At 71.7% G+C, this 14,086-nt stretch carries 12 protein-coding genes; 7 read left to right on the top strand and 5 right to left on the bottom strand.

What is annotated here, in order from left to right; genetic code table 11:
- Positions 1-82 precede the first annotated feature (82 nt).
- The gene (locus ACFV9W_RS16225) at positions 83-1,621 is read left to right on the top strand and encodes an MFS transporter (RefSeq protein WP_385760729.1); all 1,539 of its coding nucleotides are present in this window, start codon (positions 83-85) and stop codon (positions 1,619-1,621) included.
- A gap of 32 nt (positions 1,622-1,653) precedes the next feature.
- Here ACFV9W_RS16225 and ACFV9W_RS16220 read toward each other — a convergent pair whose 3' ends face one another.
- Positions 1,654-2,922, bottom strand: a complete 1,269-nt coding sequence (locus tag ACFV9W_RS16220) for an extracellular solute-binding protein (protein WP_385760727.1) — start codon at positions 2,920-2,922, stop codon at positions 1,654-1,656.
- A gap of 77 nt (positions 2,923-2,999) precedes the next feature.
- Here ACFV9W_RS16220 and ACFV9W_RS16215 point away from each other — a divergent pair, with 77 nt between their 5' ends.
- The 6 genes from ACFV9W_RS16215 to ACFV9W_RS16190 all read left to right on the top strand — a co-directional run bounded on the left by ACFV9W_RS16215 (position 3,000) and on the right by ACFV9W_RS16190 (position 9,001).
- Positions 3,000-3,653: a TetR family transcriptional regulator gene (locus ACFV9W_RS16215; RefSeq protein WP_385760724.1), complete on the top strand. Its 654-nt coding sequence runs from the start codon at positions 3,000-3,002 to the stop codon at positions 3,651-3,653.
- Positions 3,654-3,738: 85 nt separating this feature from the next.
- Positions 3,739-4,503, top strand: a complete 765-nt coding sequence (locus ACFV9W_RS16210) for a glucose 1-dehydrogenase (protein ID WP_385760722.1) — start codon at positions 3,739-3,741, stop codon at positions 4,501-4,503.
- A 231-nt stretch (positions 4,504-4,734) separates the two neighbouring features.
- The gene (locus ACFV9W_RS16205; protein ID WP_385760719.1) at positions 4,735-5,496 is read left to right on the top strand and encodes a DeoR/GlpR family DNA-binding transcription regulator; all 762 of its coding nucleotides are present in this window, start codon (positions 4,735-4,737) and stop codon (positions 5,494-5,496) included.
- 59 nt (positions 5,497-5,555) lie between these two features.
- A complete protein-coding gene (gene pfkB, locus ACFV9W_RS16200; RefSeq protein ID WP_385760916.1) occupies positions 5,556-6,503 on the top strand; it encodes a 1-phosphofructokinase in 948 nt (315 codons plus the stop codon).
- Between the two features lie 67 nt (positions 6,504-6,570).
- Complete coding sequence (locus ACFV9W_RS16195; protein WP_385760716.1) at positions 6,571-8,625, top strand: fructose-specific PTS transporter subunit EIIC; 2,055 nt, start codon at positions 6,571-6,573, stop codon at positions 8,623-8,625.
- A gap of 127 nt (positions 8,626-8,752) precedes the next feature.
- Entirely contained in the window at positions 8,753-9,001 is a 249-nt protein-coding gene (locus ACFV9W_RS16190; RefSeq protein WP_385760714.1) for a hypothetical protein, read from the top strand.
- A gap of 12 nt (positions 9,002-9,013) precedes the next feature.
- Here the strand turns inward: ACFV9W_RS16190 and ACFV9W_RS16185 are convergent, their stop codons facing one another.
- From ACFV9W_RS16185 to ACFV9W_RS16170, 4 genes are all read right to left on the bottom strand, one after another.
- Positions 9,014-9,796, bottom strand: coding sequence for a DUF6227 family protein (locus ACFV9W_RS16185; RefSeq protein WP_385760711.1), 783 nt, complete (start codon positions 9,794-9,796; stop codon positions 9,014-9,016).
- 175 nt (positions 9,797-9,971) lie between these two features.
- Complete coding sequence (locus ACFV9W_RS16180) at positions 9,972-11,147, bottom strand: Ig-like domain-containing protein (protein ID WP_385760709.1); 1,176 nt, start codon at positions 11,145-11,147, stop codon at positions 9,972-9,974.
- A gap of 145 nt (positions 11,148-11,292) precedes the next feature.
- Positions 11,293-12,435 (bottom strand): P1 family peptidase, encoded by a 1,143-nt coding sequence (locus tag ACFV9W_RS16175; RefSeq protein WP_385760706.1) that lies wholly within the window; start codon positions 12,433-12,435, stop codon positions 11,293-11,295.
- Positions 12,436-12,693: 258 nt separating this feature from the next.
- Positions 12,694-13,878 carry a low temperature requirement protein A gene (locus tag ACFV9W_RS16170; protein ID WP_385760703.1) on the bottom strand — a complete coding sequence of 395 codons (1,185 nt, stop codon included), beginning with the start codon at positions 13,876-13,878 and terminating at the stop codon, positions 12,694-12,696.
- Between the last annotated feature and the right edge of the window lie 208 nt (positions 13,879-14,086).

The raw sequence follows: 14,086 nt of genomic DNA, 5'->3' as shown, positions 1-14,086 counted from the left end.
GTGCCTGCCGTCATCGTCATGCGTCCCAGCATGCCCGGGAACTAGGACCGCTTATGACCTATATCCCTCCTAGCCTCCCGGCATGAGTTCTTTCAGCAGCACTTCTCCCAAGACCCGGCCGGAGGCGGACCGCAGGCGCTGGTTCGCCCTCGCCATCGTGATGACGGCGGCCTTCATGGACCTCGTCGACGTCACGATCGTCAATGTCGCCCTGCCGACCATCCAGCACGACGAGGGCGCCTCGACCGGGCAGCTCCAGTGGATCACCGCCGGTTACGCGCTCGCCTTCGCCGCGCTGCTGATCACGGGCGGCCGGCTCGGCGACATCTTCGGCCGCAAGCGCCTGTTCCTGCTCGGGGTCGGCGGCTTCACGGTCGCCTCCGCGCTGTGCGGCTTCGCCGCGAACCCGGAGATGCTGGTCGCCTCGCGCATCCTGCAGGGCGGCATGGCGGCGATGATGGTGCCGCAGGTGCTCTCGATCGTGCACGCGACGTTCCCCGCGCACGAACGCGGAAAGGTCTTCGGCCTGTTCGGCGCGATCGTCGGCATGGGCGCGGTGACCGGTCCGCTGCTCGGCGCGCTGCTGACCGAGTGGAACATCGCGGGGCTCGAATGGCGCCCGATCTTCCTCATCAACCTGCCCGTCGGCATCGCCGCTCTGGTCCTCGGCTCGCGGTTCATCGGCGAGTCCAGGGCGCCGAAGGCGCTGAAGCTGGACCTCGTCGGCGTCGTCCTCGTCACGCTCGCCATGCTGGCGCTCGTCTACCCGCTCACCCAGGGCCGCGAGAACGGCTGGCCGCTGTGGGGGTACGTGATGATGGCGGCGTCCGTCGTACTCGTCGGCGTGCTCGTCGCGTACGAGCGGGCGAAGACGCGGCGCGACGGGTCGCCGCTGATCGAGCTGTCGCTGTTCAAGGTGAAGAGCTTCGCGGGCGGCATCGCCGTGCAGACCGTGTTCGGCATCGCCACCGGCATCTTCTTCCTGACCTGGACGCTGTACATGCAACTCGGCCTCGGCTGGAGCGCGTTGCGGGCGGGCCTCACGGGCGTGCCGTTCTCGGTCGCGGTGTCGGTCGCCGCCGGGATCTCCGTGCAGAAGCTGGTGCCGCGGTTCGGGCGCAAGGTGCTCCAGGCGGGCGCGCTCACGATGGCGGCCGGCGTGCTGATCTACGTATGGCAGGCCGGGCACTACGGGCTCGGCATCGCCTCCTGGCAGATGGCGCTGCCGCTGGTCGTGATGGGGCTCGGCATGGGCCTGATCGTCGCGCCGCTGACCGACGCGGTGCTCTCCGAGGTGCCGCGCGAGCACGCGGGGTCGGCGTCCGGGCTCATCAACACGGTGATGCAGATGGGCAACGCGCTCGGCCTCAGCCTCGTCTCCGTCGTCTTCTTCAACGTGGTGGAGGACAAGTTCGCGCAGGGCATCGGCGACGTGGCGTTCGTGGACGGGTTCCGCGGCGCGATGGTGTGGGTGGCGGGGGTCCTCGTCGGGATCTTCGCGCTGATGTTCGCGCTGCCGAAGGCCTCCGGCGGGGCGGGTGAGGTTGTTTCGGGGGACGGCGTCGAGGACGGTGCGGTGTCGTCCGAGCGGGAGCCGGAGGTGGAGCGGGAGTTGGTGTGACGGTCGCGGGGCTCCGATCCGGGCCCCGCGCCTCAATCGCCGGCGGGGCTGATGGCGTCCAGGTCCTCCAGGACCTGGGCCGGGTTGCCGCCGGGAGCCACCGCCGCACCGATCCGCTCGCGCACCGCCGAGCGCACCTTGGGCCATGAGCGCAGGCCCACCGGGTGGAACTCCGCGTCCGGCATCTGGTCGACGAACTTCCACAGCTTCCGCTGCGAACGGTCGGCCCGCAGCCGGTCGGAGGCCGTCACGGTCACCGGCAGCGTGGCCTGCGCGCCCCCGTACGTCTTCGCGGAGCCGGTGCTGAACAGGAACGTCAGGAACTTCCCGGCCTCCGTCGCGTGGCCGCCGCTCTTGAACGCCATCATCCAGTCGTTGAGCCCCACCGGAGGCGCCGCCTCGGACCCGGACCTGAGCGGGAACGCGGCGTGCGCGTACGGCAGCCGCGCCTTGTCGGCGGCGCCGAGCAGCACCGGGTGGGCGATGATCATGCCGGCCTTCCCGCCGAGGAACTGGGCGTAGGCCTGCGTCCTGGTGAGCTTGCCCGGGTCGGCGCCCGCGAGGCCGGGCCTGACGAGTTCGTCGCGGAGCCAGGTCAGCGTCGCCTTGTTCTCGGTGGAGCCGAAGTCGTACCCGCCGAGGTCCGCGTAACCGCCGCCGCCCGAGAGCAGCCAGGCGAGGAGTTCGTCCTCCGCGGCCTCGGGGCCGAACTGCAGGGCGTACGGGGTGGGCACGCCGATGGCCTTCAAGGCCCGTGCGGCGGACCGGAGTTCGGCCCAGGAGCGCGGCGGCCCCGCGATCCCGGCCCGTTCGAAGAGGCCCGTGTTGTAGAAGAGGCGCGGGGTGCTGGCGAGGATCGGGATGCCGTACTGGACGGAGTCGACCCGGCCCGCGTCGGCGAAGGAGCTGACGAAGCTCGCCTGCGTGGGGACGTCGAAGAGCCGCTCCGCCGGGTACAGCAGGCGGTCCTCGGCGTACGGGGCGAAGAGGTGGCCCTGGGCGATGTCGGGCGCGCGGCCGTCCTTGACCCGGCGGGCGAGGACCGCGTCCATCTTGAGGAACGGGACCCGCTCCACCTCGACGTGGATGTCCGGGTGTTCCTTCTCGAAGGCCCGTACGACGTCGTCCCACTGGTCGCCGATGGAGGCGCCGACGCTCTTGTCGTAGCTCGACACGAGCAGGTCGAGCGTGACCTTGTCTCCGTCGGCGCTCCCGTCGCCCGCACCGCAGCCGGTCAGGGCCAGGGCGCCCGCCCCTGCTCCGGCCAGGCCCGTCGTCCTCAGAAACCGCCGCCGCCGCACCGCTCTCGCCTCGCTCCGCTTGGCATGGTCATTACTTGGCAGTGGCAGATTGTGCCATAGAGGCATACCATGTCCGTATGGCAGGTACTGCGGTCACGATCCCGACGCTGACGGAGCGACGCAAGGCCGCCACGCGCCTGGACATCGCCCGCGCCGCGGCCGAGCTGTTCACGCGGGACGGCCTGCGGGCCACGCGCGCCGAGGACATCGCGCGGGCGGCGGGCGTCGCGCCGCGCACCTTCTACCGCTACTTCGCGACCAAGGAGGAGTCGGTCGCCCCGCTCCTCGACGCCGGGGCCCACCAGTGGGCGGAGGCCGTCCGCGAGGCACCCGCCGACCTGCCGGTCCCCGCCGCGCTGCGGCACGCCGTCGAGCGCGCCCTCACCGGCACCGACCCGGCGAACGCGGCGTCCCTCGGCTGGGTCCGCGCCCTGCTCCGCCTCACCGACGAGAGCCCGGCACTGCGGGCCGTCTGGAGCGACACGTGCCGCGTCTCGGAGTCCACCCTCCTCACGGTCCTCGCACACCGCACGGGCGAGACGGCCGCCCCCGATCTGCACCTGCGCCTCCTCGCCGGCCTGGCGACGACGGCGGTACGGGTCGCGGTCGAAACCTGGGCCGACTCGGACGCACCCCCGACGGGCCCGAACGGCCCGGCGGCGCTGGCTCTGGAGTGCCTGGAGCACCTGGACGCGCCCCGGTTCGGCACATCCAGCCCCTGCGGCGATTGAGCAGCGGGGTCCGGGGCGGAGCCCCGAGTCGTCAACGACGGGGGCCGCAACACAAGCACGGGCACGTAACCCAAAGGGAGCCGAAATGAACAACCTCACCGGCAAGACGATCCTGGTCACCGGCGGAGCCCGCGGCATAGGCGCCGAGATCGCCCGCCTCGCCACCACCGCCGGCGCCAACATCGTCATCGGCGACGTACTCGACGAGGAGGGCAAGGCCCTCGCCGCCGAACTCGGCGAGAACGCCCGCTACGCCCACCTCGACGTGACGTCGGAGGACGAGTGGCAGGCCGCGCTCGCCCACGCCACCACCGAGTTCGGCGGCATCGACGGCCTGGTCAACAACGCCGGGATCTCCACCGGCATGCCGTTCGAGACGGAGAGCGTGGAGCGCTTCCGCCAGGTCCTCGACGTCAACCTCGTCGGCGTCTTCGCGGGCATGAAGACCGTCGTCCCCGCGATGAAGGAGGCCGGTGGCGGCTCGATCGTCAACATCTCCTCCGCGGCCGGTCTGATGGGCCTCGCGCTCACCTCCTCGTACGGCGCCTCGAAGTGGGGCGTCCGCGGCCTCACCAAGATCGCGGCGGTCGAGCAGGGCACCGCGCGGATCCGCGTGAACTCCGTGCACCCCGGCATGACGTACACCCCGATGACCGCGCAGGTCGGCATCCAGCAGGGCGAGGGCAACTACCCGAACACCCCGATGGGCCGCGTCGGCGAGGCCGACGAGATCGCGAAGGCCGTCGTGTTCCTGCTGTCGGACGACTCCTCGTACATGACCGGCGCCGAGCTGGCCGTGGACGGCGGCTGGACCACGGGTCCGACGGTGAAGTACGTGATGGGGCAGTAGACGCCAGGCGTCCACCCGGCACAGGGCCCGGTCCTCCTCGTGGGAGGGCCGGGCCCTTTGTCGTGCGCACACGCGGATTGATGCCCGTTTGTGTCTGCCGCATGCCCGAACCTGTTTACTTTCCGGAAATCCGGTCGTAGCCTCAGGGGTGAGCAACACATTCGGGCAGATTCGCGGACTCGCGGACTCGCGGACCCGCAGGCTCACAGACGAGGGCACAGGTAAACGGACATGTACGCACCCGAGCGCCAGCAGGAGATCCTCCGCCTCGCCCGCGACGGCGGCCGGGTCGACGTGCTGTCCCTCGCCGAGGAGTTCCAGGTCACCGCCGAGACCATCCGGCGCGACCTGAAGGCCCTCGACCGCGCGGGCCTCGTCCGCCGCGTGCACGGCGGCGCCATCCCCGCCGGACGCCTCGACTTCGAGCCCGACCTCGCCGAGCGCGAGGGCACCGCGGCCGACGAGAAGGACCGCATCGCCCACGCCGCGCTCGCCGAACTCCCGGCCGAGGGCAGCATGATCCTCGACGCCGGATCGACGGTCTCCCGGCTCGCGACCGCGCTGCCGCTGGAATCCGAACTGACCGTTGTCACCCACTCGTTGCCCACCGCGGCCCGGCTCGCCGACCACCCCGGCATCCAGCTGCACCTCGTCGGCGGCCGCATCCGCCACCGCACCCGCGCAGCCGTCGACGCCTGGTCGCTGCGCGCCTACGGGGAGATCCGCGCGGACGTCCTCTTCCTCGCGGCCAACGGCTTCTCCGCCGAGGCCGGACTCACCACCCCCGACCTCGCCGAGGCATCCGTGAAGCGGGCCACCGTCGCCGCGGCCCGCCGCGTCGTGCTCCTCGCCGACTCCGGGAAGTGGGGCCAGGAGCACTTCGCCCGCTTCGGCGACCTCGCCGACGTCGACCTCCTGATCACCGACACCGGCCTCGCCCCCGAGGACGCCGCGGCGATCGAGGCGGGCGGCACGGAGGTGCACCGCGTATGACCGGCACTCCGCACCCGCACCACCCGCACCACCCCGAGCACGAAGGCAACGGCACCCGCATGATCCTCACCGTCACCCCCAACCCCTCCCTCGACCGCACGTACGAGATCCCCGGCCTCGACCGCGGCGAAGTCGTCCGTGCCGGCGGCGAGCGCATGGACCCGGGCGGCAAGGGAGTCAACGTTTCGCGGGCCGTCGCCGCCGCCGGAGCCCCCACGCTCGCCGTCCTCCCGCTGGGCGGCGCGCCCGGCGCCCTGGTCGCCGAACTCCTCGACGGGCAGGGCATCAACGTCGCCCCCGTCCCGGTCGAGGGCCACACCCGCTCGAACATCGCGCTCGCGGAAGCCGACGGCACCCTCACGAAGATCAACGCCCCGGGCCCCGAACTGACCGCCACAGAAGCCGAGTTGCTGCTGAGCGTCGTAGGGGAACGGTCCGCAGGGGCCGACTGGATCGCCTGCTGCGGCAGCCTGCCGCGCGGCCTGGAGCCCTCCTGGTACGCCGAGTTGGTCACGCGCGCGCACGCCGCGGGCGCCCGCATCGCGCTCGACACCTCGGGCCCCGCACTCCTCGCCGCCCTCCGGATGCGTCCCGACGTCGTCAAGCCCAACGCCGAGGAACTCGCCGAGGCCGTCGGCCGCCCGCTCGCCACGGTCGGCGACGCGGTCAAGGCGGCGGAGGAACTGCGGGAGCTGGGCGCGGTCGCCGTGCTCGCCTCGCTCGGCGCGGACGGCCAACTCCTGGTCGACGCGAGCGGCGCCTGGTTCGCCTCGGCCCCCGTCGACGCGGTGCGCAGCAACGTCGGGGCGGGCGACTCCTCCCTCGCCGGCTTTCTGATCGCGGGCGGCGAGGGCCCGAAGGCACTGGCCTCGGCGGTCGCCCACGGCGCGGCGGCGGTCCAGCTGCCGGGCAGCGCGATGCCGACGCCGCGGGACCTCCGCCCGGACGCGGTGCACCTGACGGCCGAGATCCCGGTGGACCGCGCCCTGAAGGAACCCGTGCGATGACGACGACAACGACGGCAGCCCGGACCCGAACAGTCACCCCACCCCTGCGTAGGCAAAGGAGCCCGCGATGACGGAGATGATCACCGCGGACCTGGTCGACCTCGACCTGTCCGCCGGAACGAAGGAAGCGGCGGCCAGGTCGCTGGCCGAACGGATGGTGGCCCTCGGCAGGGTCACCGACCTCGACGGCTTCCTCGCCGACGTCGCGGCCCGCGAGGCCCAGATGCCGACCGGCCTCGACGGCGGCATCGGCATCCCGCACTGCCGGAGCGAGCACGTCACGGAGCCGACGCTCGCCTTCGGCCGCAGCGCCGAGGGCATCGACTTCGGCGCCCCGGACGGCCCCGCCGACCTGATCTTCCTGATCGCGGCCCCGGCGGGCGCGGACGACGCCCACCTCACGATCCTGTCCTCCCTGGCCCGCCAGCTGATGGACGAGGACTTCAAGACGACCCTGCGCGCGGCGACCGACGCCGGGGCGACGGCGGCGCTGATACGCGGCGACGAGCCGACTCCGGAACCCGTAGAAGCGGCTGTGGAGCCGCCGGCGTCGGAGACGGGACCCTCTGACGAGGAGACGCCCGCGCAGAACCCGACGGTGTTCAAGATCGTCGCCGTCACCTCCTGCCCCACCGGCATCGCCCACACCTACATGGCGGCCGAATCCCTGGAGAACACCGGCCGCGACACCGACGGCGTCGAACTCGTCGTCGAAACGCAGGGCTCCTCCGGCTTCACCCGCCTCGACCCGGCCGTCATCGCCGCCGCCGACGGCGTGATCTTCGCCCACGACGTCCCCGTACGCGAGAAGGAACGCTTCGCCGGGAAGCCCACGGTCGACGTCGGCGTCAAGGCGGGCATCAACCGCCCCGCCGAACTCATCACGGAGGTCCGGGAGAAGGCCGCCCGCGGCGAGACCACGGCCCACGCCGACGCGTCGTCCACACCTGTGGACAACTCCGGCGACTCCACGGACGGTTACGGCACGAAGCTCCGCAAGTGGCTCATGTCGGGCGTCAGTTACATGGTGCCGTTCGTGGCGGCGGGTGGGCTGTTGATCGCGATCTCCTTCGCACTCGGTGGCTACAAGATCGCCGACACCGACGTCCAGTCCGTCGTCGACGCCTTCAACTGGGGCTCGATGCACAGCTGGGCGGCCCTGATGTTCTGGACCGGCCAGGCGGCCTTCGCCTTCCTGGTCCCGGTCCTCGCCGGCTACATCGCATACGGCATGGCCGATCGGCCCGGCCTGGTGCCTGGCTTCGTCGCGGGCTCGATCGCGGTCACGGTCAACGCGGGGTTCCTCGGTGGACTGGTCGGCGGTCTGATCGCCGGTGCGCTGGTCATGGCGATCCAGCGGGTCAAGGTGCCCGACGTGCTGCGCGGCATCATGCCGGTCGTGGTGATCCCGCTCGTCTCGTCGGCGCTCGTCGGCTTCCTGATGTTCGCTGTCGTGGGACAGCCGATCGCCTGGGTGCAGACACGGCTGACGGACTGGCTGGGTTCGCTGTCGGGCTCGAACGCGATCATTCTGGGCGTCGTGCTCGGCGTGATGATGGCCAGCGACCTGGGCGGCCCGCTCAACAAGGTCGCCTACGCCTTCGCGGTGGGCGGCCTCGCCAACCCCAATGACGGCTCGCTCAAGGTGATGGCCGCCGTGATGGCGGCCGGCATGGTCCCGCCGCTGGCCATGGCGCTCGCGACGACCGTCCGGTCGAGGCTGTTCACCAAGGCCGAGCAGGAGAACGGCAAGGCGGCCTGGGTCCTCGGTGCCTCCTTCATCACCGAGGGAGCCATCCCCTTCGCGGCGGCCGACCCGTTCCGCGTGATCGTCCCGTCGATCGTCGGCGGCGGCGTCACCGGCGCCCTCTCCATGACCTTCGACGCCACCCTCCGCGCCCCGCACGGCGGCATCTTCGTGGTCCCCCTGATCGGCAACGCCTGGCTCTACCTGGTGGCGATCGCGGCGGGTACGTGCGTCACCGCTGCGCTGACCGTGCTGCTCAAGTCGCTGCGCAAGCAGCCGGCCGCCACCGGGCAGCCGCAGCCGGAGACCGTGCAGGCCCCGTCGCAGACGGTGACCGTCACGGAGCCCGCGGCGGTGCAGCCCGCGAAGGTGTGAGGCATACCGCGCTTGGTGCGCTTGGTGTGATTGACGCGGTTGGCATGGTTGGCGAGGCCTGAGGAGCCTTGCGAGATACGTCACGGTCCGGGACCAAAGTCCCGGACCGTGGTGTTCACTGGACCGCATGCCTGAGCACGTGTCGATCCTTCAGCAGCTGGGCCTTGCCCTGGTCGCTCTTGCGGCCGTGGCATGGATGATCGGTCTGGCCCGCCTGGTGCGCACCGTCGCCTTCGGGCCGCCGCAGCGGCGGGCGCAGCTGCCGATGGGTGTGCTCCCGGCGCAGTCGCGGGCGCCCGCGCTGGAGTCGGTGCCGCTGACGGCCGACGAGCAGGACGCTTTCGCGGGGCTTGTACGGGAGTTCAGCCGCCGGTAGTCCGGGGGAGTGCTATCTGCGGGCCCGGGGGTGGGACGCCGCCCGGTGTTCCATCGCGGCCCGCGCCGCGTCCTGCGTCGCGTACACCTCGCACATGTGCCGGCCGTCCGGTGTCGCCGTGTGCTCGACCTCCCAGAGGCTGAGCTCGCAGCCGTCGCGCAGCAGGAACGCGTGCTCGTAGAGCGCGAAGCCGTGGCTGACGCGGCAGCCGAAGGCCTGGGTGATCTGGTGCGCGCACGCCTCTTGCAGCAGTCGCGCGGTGCCGGGGCCGGGGCGCGTCGTGACGTCCGGGTTCTCCGCGCGGCGCAGCAGGCGGCGGGCGTGGTCGACGGAGCTGTCCGGGTCTTCGGGGCCGAAGGTGTGGCGCGTCGGCGGGGGCGGCAGGATCTTGACGGGGGCCATGGGGACGTGGAGGTCGAACTCCGGTTCGACGCCGTGGGGCAGCGGGAGCCGTCCCGTCGCCAGGTGCAGCTCGTCCTCGGACACGTAGACCTCGTACTGAGGTGTGCCGTCCCGGCCCGTGTTGTGCACGAGCTCCCAGAGGGTGAGCGAGCTGCCGTCGATCAGCAGCCAGTTGTGCCGGTAGGTCTCGCGGTGGCGGCCCGCGCTGTGGTGGGCCGAGTGCAGGGAGCCCGCGTACGCGAGCGCGCCGTCGAGCCGCTCCAGCGCCTCGTCGGGCAGGTCGAAGGAGTTGAGCGCGCGGCCGAGGAGCCGCCCGAGCTGTGCTTCGGGTGACGCGTCCGGCTCGGCGGTCCCGAATCCGATGTCGGGCCCGGAGTCATGCGGAGCGCTCAAGGCACCTCCCAGTATTGCTTCGTGTCACCTCGTGGGTGCATACCGTAGTCCTTCGGCCGGACCTTGTGTCCGGGAAATGACAAACGGGGGGCGGGATTTGAGCGACGTGCCTGGACAACGCGCGGGCCGCGCGGGAGGTTCCCGCGCGGCCCGTGTCGGTGAGAGTGCGTGTGGGTCAGGCGGCGCTGCCCGCGGTCCACTGGCTCCATGCCATGTTCCAGCCGTTGAGGCCGTTGTCGGGAGCGATCGTCTCGTCGTGCGAGTTCTTCATGACGACGACGTCGCCGACGAGGGAGTTGTCGTAGAACCACTTGGCGGTCGTGTCGCCGCCGGCGCCCTTCACGTCGCGCATGCCGACGCAGCCGTGGCTGGTGCCCTGCGAGCCGAAGATGCCCGGTGAGCTCCAGTAGTTGCCGTGGATGAAGGTCCCGGACTGGGACAGGCGCATCGCGTGCGGGACGTCCGCGATGTCGTACTCGCCACCGAAGCCGACGGTGTCGCCGTTCATGCGCGTCTGGACGAACTTCTCGGAGATCACCATCTGCCCGTTGTACGTCGGGTGTTGGTTGCTTCCGGTGGAGACGGGGACCGTCTTGATGGTCTTGCCGTCGCGGACGACGGTCATCTCCTGCGTGTTCGCGTCGACCGTGGAGACCTGCGCGCGGCCGACGGTGAAGGTCACCGTCTTGTCCTGCACGCCGTGCACCCCGTTCGCCCCCTCGACGCCGTCGAGGTCGATCTTCATGGTGACCTTGGAGCCGGCCTTCCAGTACTCCTGGGGCCTGAAGTCGAGGCGCTGCGTGCCGAACCAGTGGCCGACGACCTTCTGGCCGCTGCTGGACGTCACCGTGATGTGCGACTGCACGTCCTTCTTGTTGGTGATCGCCTTGTCGAACGTGAACGAGACCGGCATCCCGACGCCGACCGTCGAACCGTCGTCCGGCGTGTAGGTGCCGATGAAGCTGTTGGCGCTGGAGACCGTCGTGAAGATGGAGTTGGCGGCGGCCTTGTGCCCGCCGTCGTCCTTGGCGGCGGCGGAGATCCGGTACTTGGTGCCGCGCTCCAGCTGCTCCTTCGGCTTCCACGCCGCGCCGTTCGACGTGATCGTGCCGGGGACGGTCTTGCCGCTCGCCGACTCGGTCATCTTCACGGTGGTCAGCTTGCCGTCGCTGACCTTCACGCCGGTCGCGTTGATCGACGCGCCGGTCGAGCCGTCCTTGGCGGAGATGGCGATCTTCGGGGCGTCGCCGTCCTTGTCGTCGCTGGCGGTGGCGTCGCCCCCGCAGGCCGTGAGGGTCAGTGCGCCGACGGCGATGGCCGCGCACACGACGGCTATGTTCTGCCTGCTCACGGTCTGCTCCCCTTTTCGTGGTTTCTGCTGTTCCGCAGCTTCTCTACCGATGTGGGGGAAGAGCGTGAGACGGCCGGAAGGGTTCCCTCCGCTTGCTGTGAACGCAGCCACAGGGACAGTCCTGTTACGCGGCGGTGGATCTCTGTTACACGGCGCCGCTCGTGCCCCCGTAGAGGTCGCTGTACGAGAGGTGGGTGCGGCCGCCGGCCGATACGGACTCCGCCGTGCGCAGGGCCCGCACGATCGCCCGCGTCACGAGGTCGGCACCGGCCGCGAGCACCTCGTTGAGGGCGAGGGGGTTCGCGGCGTCGAGCGGCCGCTCCCCGGTGGCGAGCGCGAACACCGTGTCCCCGTCGTTCAGCAGGTGCACCGGGCGGACGGCCCGCGCGATCCCGTCGTGCGCGGTACCGGCGACCTTCTGCGCCTGGGCGCGCGTGAGGTCGGCGTCGGTGGCGACGACGGCGAGGGTGGTGTTGAGGGGCGGGGGATCGGTGGGAGCGGTTGCGCCGTCCCGCGCGCCGGTCCCGGCCGCGCGTCCGGGACCGCCCTCCCCGTCCAGCGGCCCCGCCCCGCTCGCCCCGGCCGCAGCTGCTTCGGCCAGGCGCTTGCCGGCCGCCTCGTGCGCCTGCGGCGTCGGGTACGTCACCGGCCCCCGCCCCGCGAAGAACTCGCCGTACAGCGCCCCGGTCGCCGGGTCCACGGCGGAACCCGCGGCGTTCGCGACGACCAGGGCGGAGACCGTGATCCCGGAGTCGAGGACCGTGGACGCGGTGCCGATGCCGCCGCGCAGCTTCCCGACGAGCGTGCCGGTGCCCGCGCCGATGTTGCCCTCCTGGACGGGGGAGCCGGGCTCCGTCGCGGCGGCGGCCTCGATGGCGGCGCGGCCCGTCGCCGCGTCCGGCCGGGCCCGCCAGTCGCCGCCCCGGCCGAGGTCGAACACGCACGCCGCGGGCACCACCGGCACCACCTCTCCGGGGCGGGCGCCGGCCGGGACCCCGCGCCCTCGCTCCTCCAGCCACGCCATGACGCCCGACGCGGAGTCGAGGCCGAAGGCGCTGCCGCCCGTGAGCACGATCGCCTCGATCCGCTGCACGAGGTTGCGCGGGTCGAGCGCGTCGGTCTCCCGCGTGCCCGGGCCACCGCCGCGTACGTCCACGGCGGTGACCGCGCCGCCTTCCGGGGCGAGCACGACCGTCGTACCGGTCAGGAATCCGTCCCCGACACGGGTGGCGTGTCCGACGCGCAGGCCGGGGACATCGGTGAGGGCATCGTTGCGTGACGTCGTCATGTGCCATGCCTACCACGGGAGTTGGCGCCTGCCTTGGGTACCGGTCCGGGGGCCGACCCAGGGGCCGGCCCGGGTGCCGCCTCGGGTGCCGGCTGGGGCACCGCCCGTGGCGCCGCCAGTGGTGCTCCCCGTAGTACCGGCCGGGGCATCGCCCGTGGCGTTGCCAGCGGTGCTGCCCGTGGTGTGGATCGCAGCACCGCCCGTCGCGCGGACCGCGATACCGCCCGTGGCACCGACCGCGGCGCCGCCCGCAGCCCGTCAGGCAGGTCGCGGTTCGCCCCCGCGCGAGGACAGCGTCACCCCGACCGCCACCGTGAGCGCCGCGACGATCCCCGCCGCGAGTACCGCCCAGTGCCCCACGAACGTGCACGCGAGCACCAGCACCGCGCTGACCGGCAGTGCCATCTGCTGCGCGGCCCCCACCTTGAAGTACCGCGCGTGCAGCGCCCACACGAGGAGCAGGAACACCGTCGACGGGATGGTCACGGCGGCGGAGGCCGCGGTCGTGGAGATGTGCGCCTTGCCCACCGCCTGCTCGACGGTGACCTCGATGCCCGCGCCGATGGAGGCCGCCGACGCGAGGATGAAGAAGTGGCCGTAGCCCCATACGAACGCCTGCCGGTTGCTGCGCAGCCGGTCGTGGATCGGCGCCGCGAAGTAGATCCACCAGGCCGCGAAGACGATGAGGAGGCCGCCCGCCGCGATCGGCAGGAGCTCGCCGAGCGCGTCGTTCTCCTCGATGCCGGACTTCACCGCGACCGTCGCCGCGGCGATCGACTCGCCGAGCACGATGATCGTGAACAGGCCGTAGCGTTCGGCGATGTGGTGCGGGTGCCAGGACGTCCGCCGGTCCCGCTCCGCGTACACCGGTACGCACATCTCCAGGATCGCCATCGCGAGGAACACCCAGCCCTGCGCCGACTTGGGCGTGAACAGCAGGGCCAGCCAGCCGATCTGGCAGGCGAGCACCCCGCCCGCGTACCGCAGTGCCACCCGGCGCTCGGCCCCCGTGGTGGAGACGGCTGCCCGCAGCCAGTGCGTGGCCATGGCGACCCGCATGATCAGGTAGCCCAGCCAGACGACCATGTAGTTGTCGTGCGCGAACGCCTGTGAGACGCCGGCCGCGAGCACCAGGACGCCCGCGATCTGGACGAGCGTGATCACGCGGTAGGCCGCGTCGTCGTTGTCGTAGGCCGAGGCGAACCACGTGAAGTTCATCCACGCCCACCAGATCGCGAAGAAGACGCGCGCGTAGTCGATCACGCCGGCGCCCGAGTGCCCCTCCGCGACCGCGTGCACCAGCTCCGCCCCGCCCTGCGCGACGGCGACGACGAAACACAGGTCGAAGAAGAGCTCCAGCGGGGACGCGGCCCGGTGTTCCTCGTCGCGCCCCCGCTCGACCATGCGGCGGATCGGGGAGCGCTTGTCTGGCGTGGACGTCATGGGCCCACCCCAGCAGATCGGGCGGCGGCGTGGGGGAATCGGCACGCAGTTCACGCATGTGCGGCAGGGGCCGGTACCACGGAAATCCGGCACATTTCTTGTGAATGCGTTCACAAGCGAACATGGGTCGAAAGTCCCGAGGGAAACCCCAGGTCACCCCGGTGGTTCCGGCGGATACCGGCCCGAAGTAGGGCCCTACGGTCCTCAA

The sequence above is a fragment of the Streptomyces sp. NPDC059897 genome (assembly GCF_042730865.1).
GTDB lineage: Bacteria > Actinomycetota > Actinomycetes > Streptomycetales > Streptomycetaceae > Streptomyces.
This window is presented reverse-complemented; position numbering and strand designations above follow the sequence as displayed.

Excerpts from the sequence above, each read along its gene's own strand:
- ACFV9W_RS16225 (WP_385760729.1), top strand. The coding sequence starts at position 83 with ATGAGTTCTTTCAGCAGCACTTCTCCCAAGACCCGGCCGGAGGCGGAC.
- ACFV9W_RS16215 (WP_385760724.1), top strand. The coding sequence starts at position 3,000 with ATGGCAGGTACTGCGGTCACGATCCCGACGCTGACGGAGCGACGCAAG.
- ACFV9W_RS16210 (WP_385760722.1), top strand. The coding sequence starts at position 3,739 with ATGAACAACCTCACCGGCAAGACGATCCTGGTCACCGGCGGAGCCCGC.
- ACFV9W_RS16205 (WP_385760719.1), top strand. The coding sequence starts at position 4,735 with ATGTACGCACCCGAGCGCCAGCAGGAGATCCTCCGCCTCGCCCGCGAC.
- pfkB (WP_385760916.1), top strand. The coding sequence starts at position 5,556 with ATGATCCTCACCGTCACCCCCAACCCCTCCCTCGACCGCACGTACGAG.
- ACFV9W_RS16195 (WP_385760716.1), top strand. The coding sequence starts at position 6,571 with ATGACGGAGATGATCACCGCGGACCTGGTCGACCTCGACCTGTCCGCC.
- ACFV9W_RS16190 (WP_385760714.1), top strand. The coding sequence starts at position 8,753 with ATGCCTGAGCACGTGTCGATCCTTCAGCAGCTGGGCCTTGCCCTGGTC.
- ACFV9W_RS16175 (WP_385760706.1), bottom strand. The coding sequence starts at position 12,435 with ATGACGACGTCACGCAACGATGCCCTCACCGATGTCCCCGGCCTGCGC.
- ACFV9W_RS16170 (WP_385760703.1), bottom strand. The coding sequence starts at position 13,878 with ATGACGTCCACGCCAGACAAGCGCTCCCCGATCCGCCGCATGGTCGAG.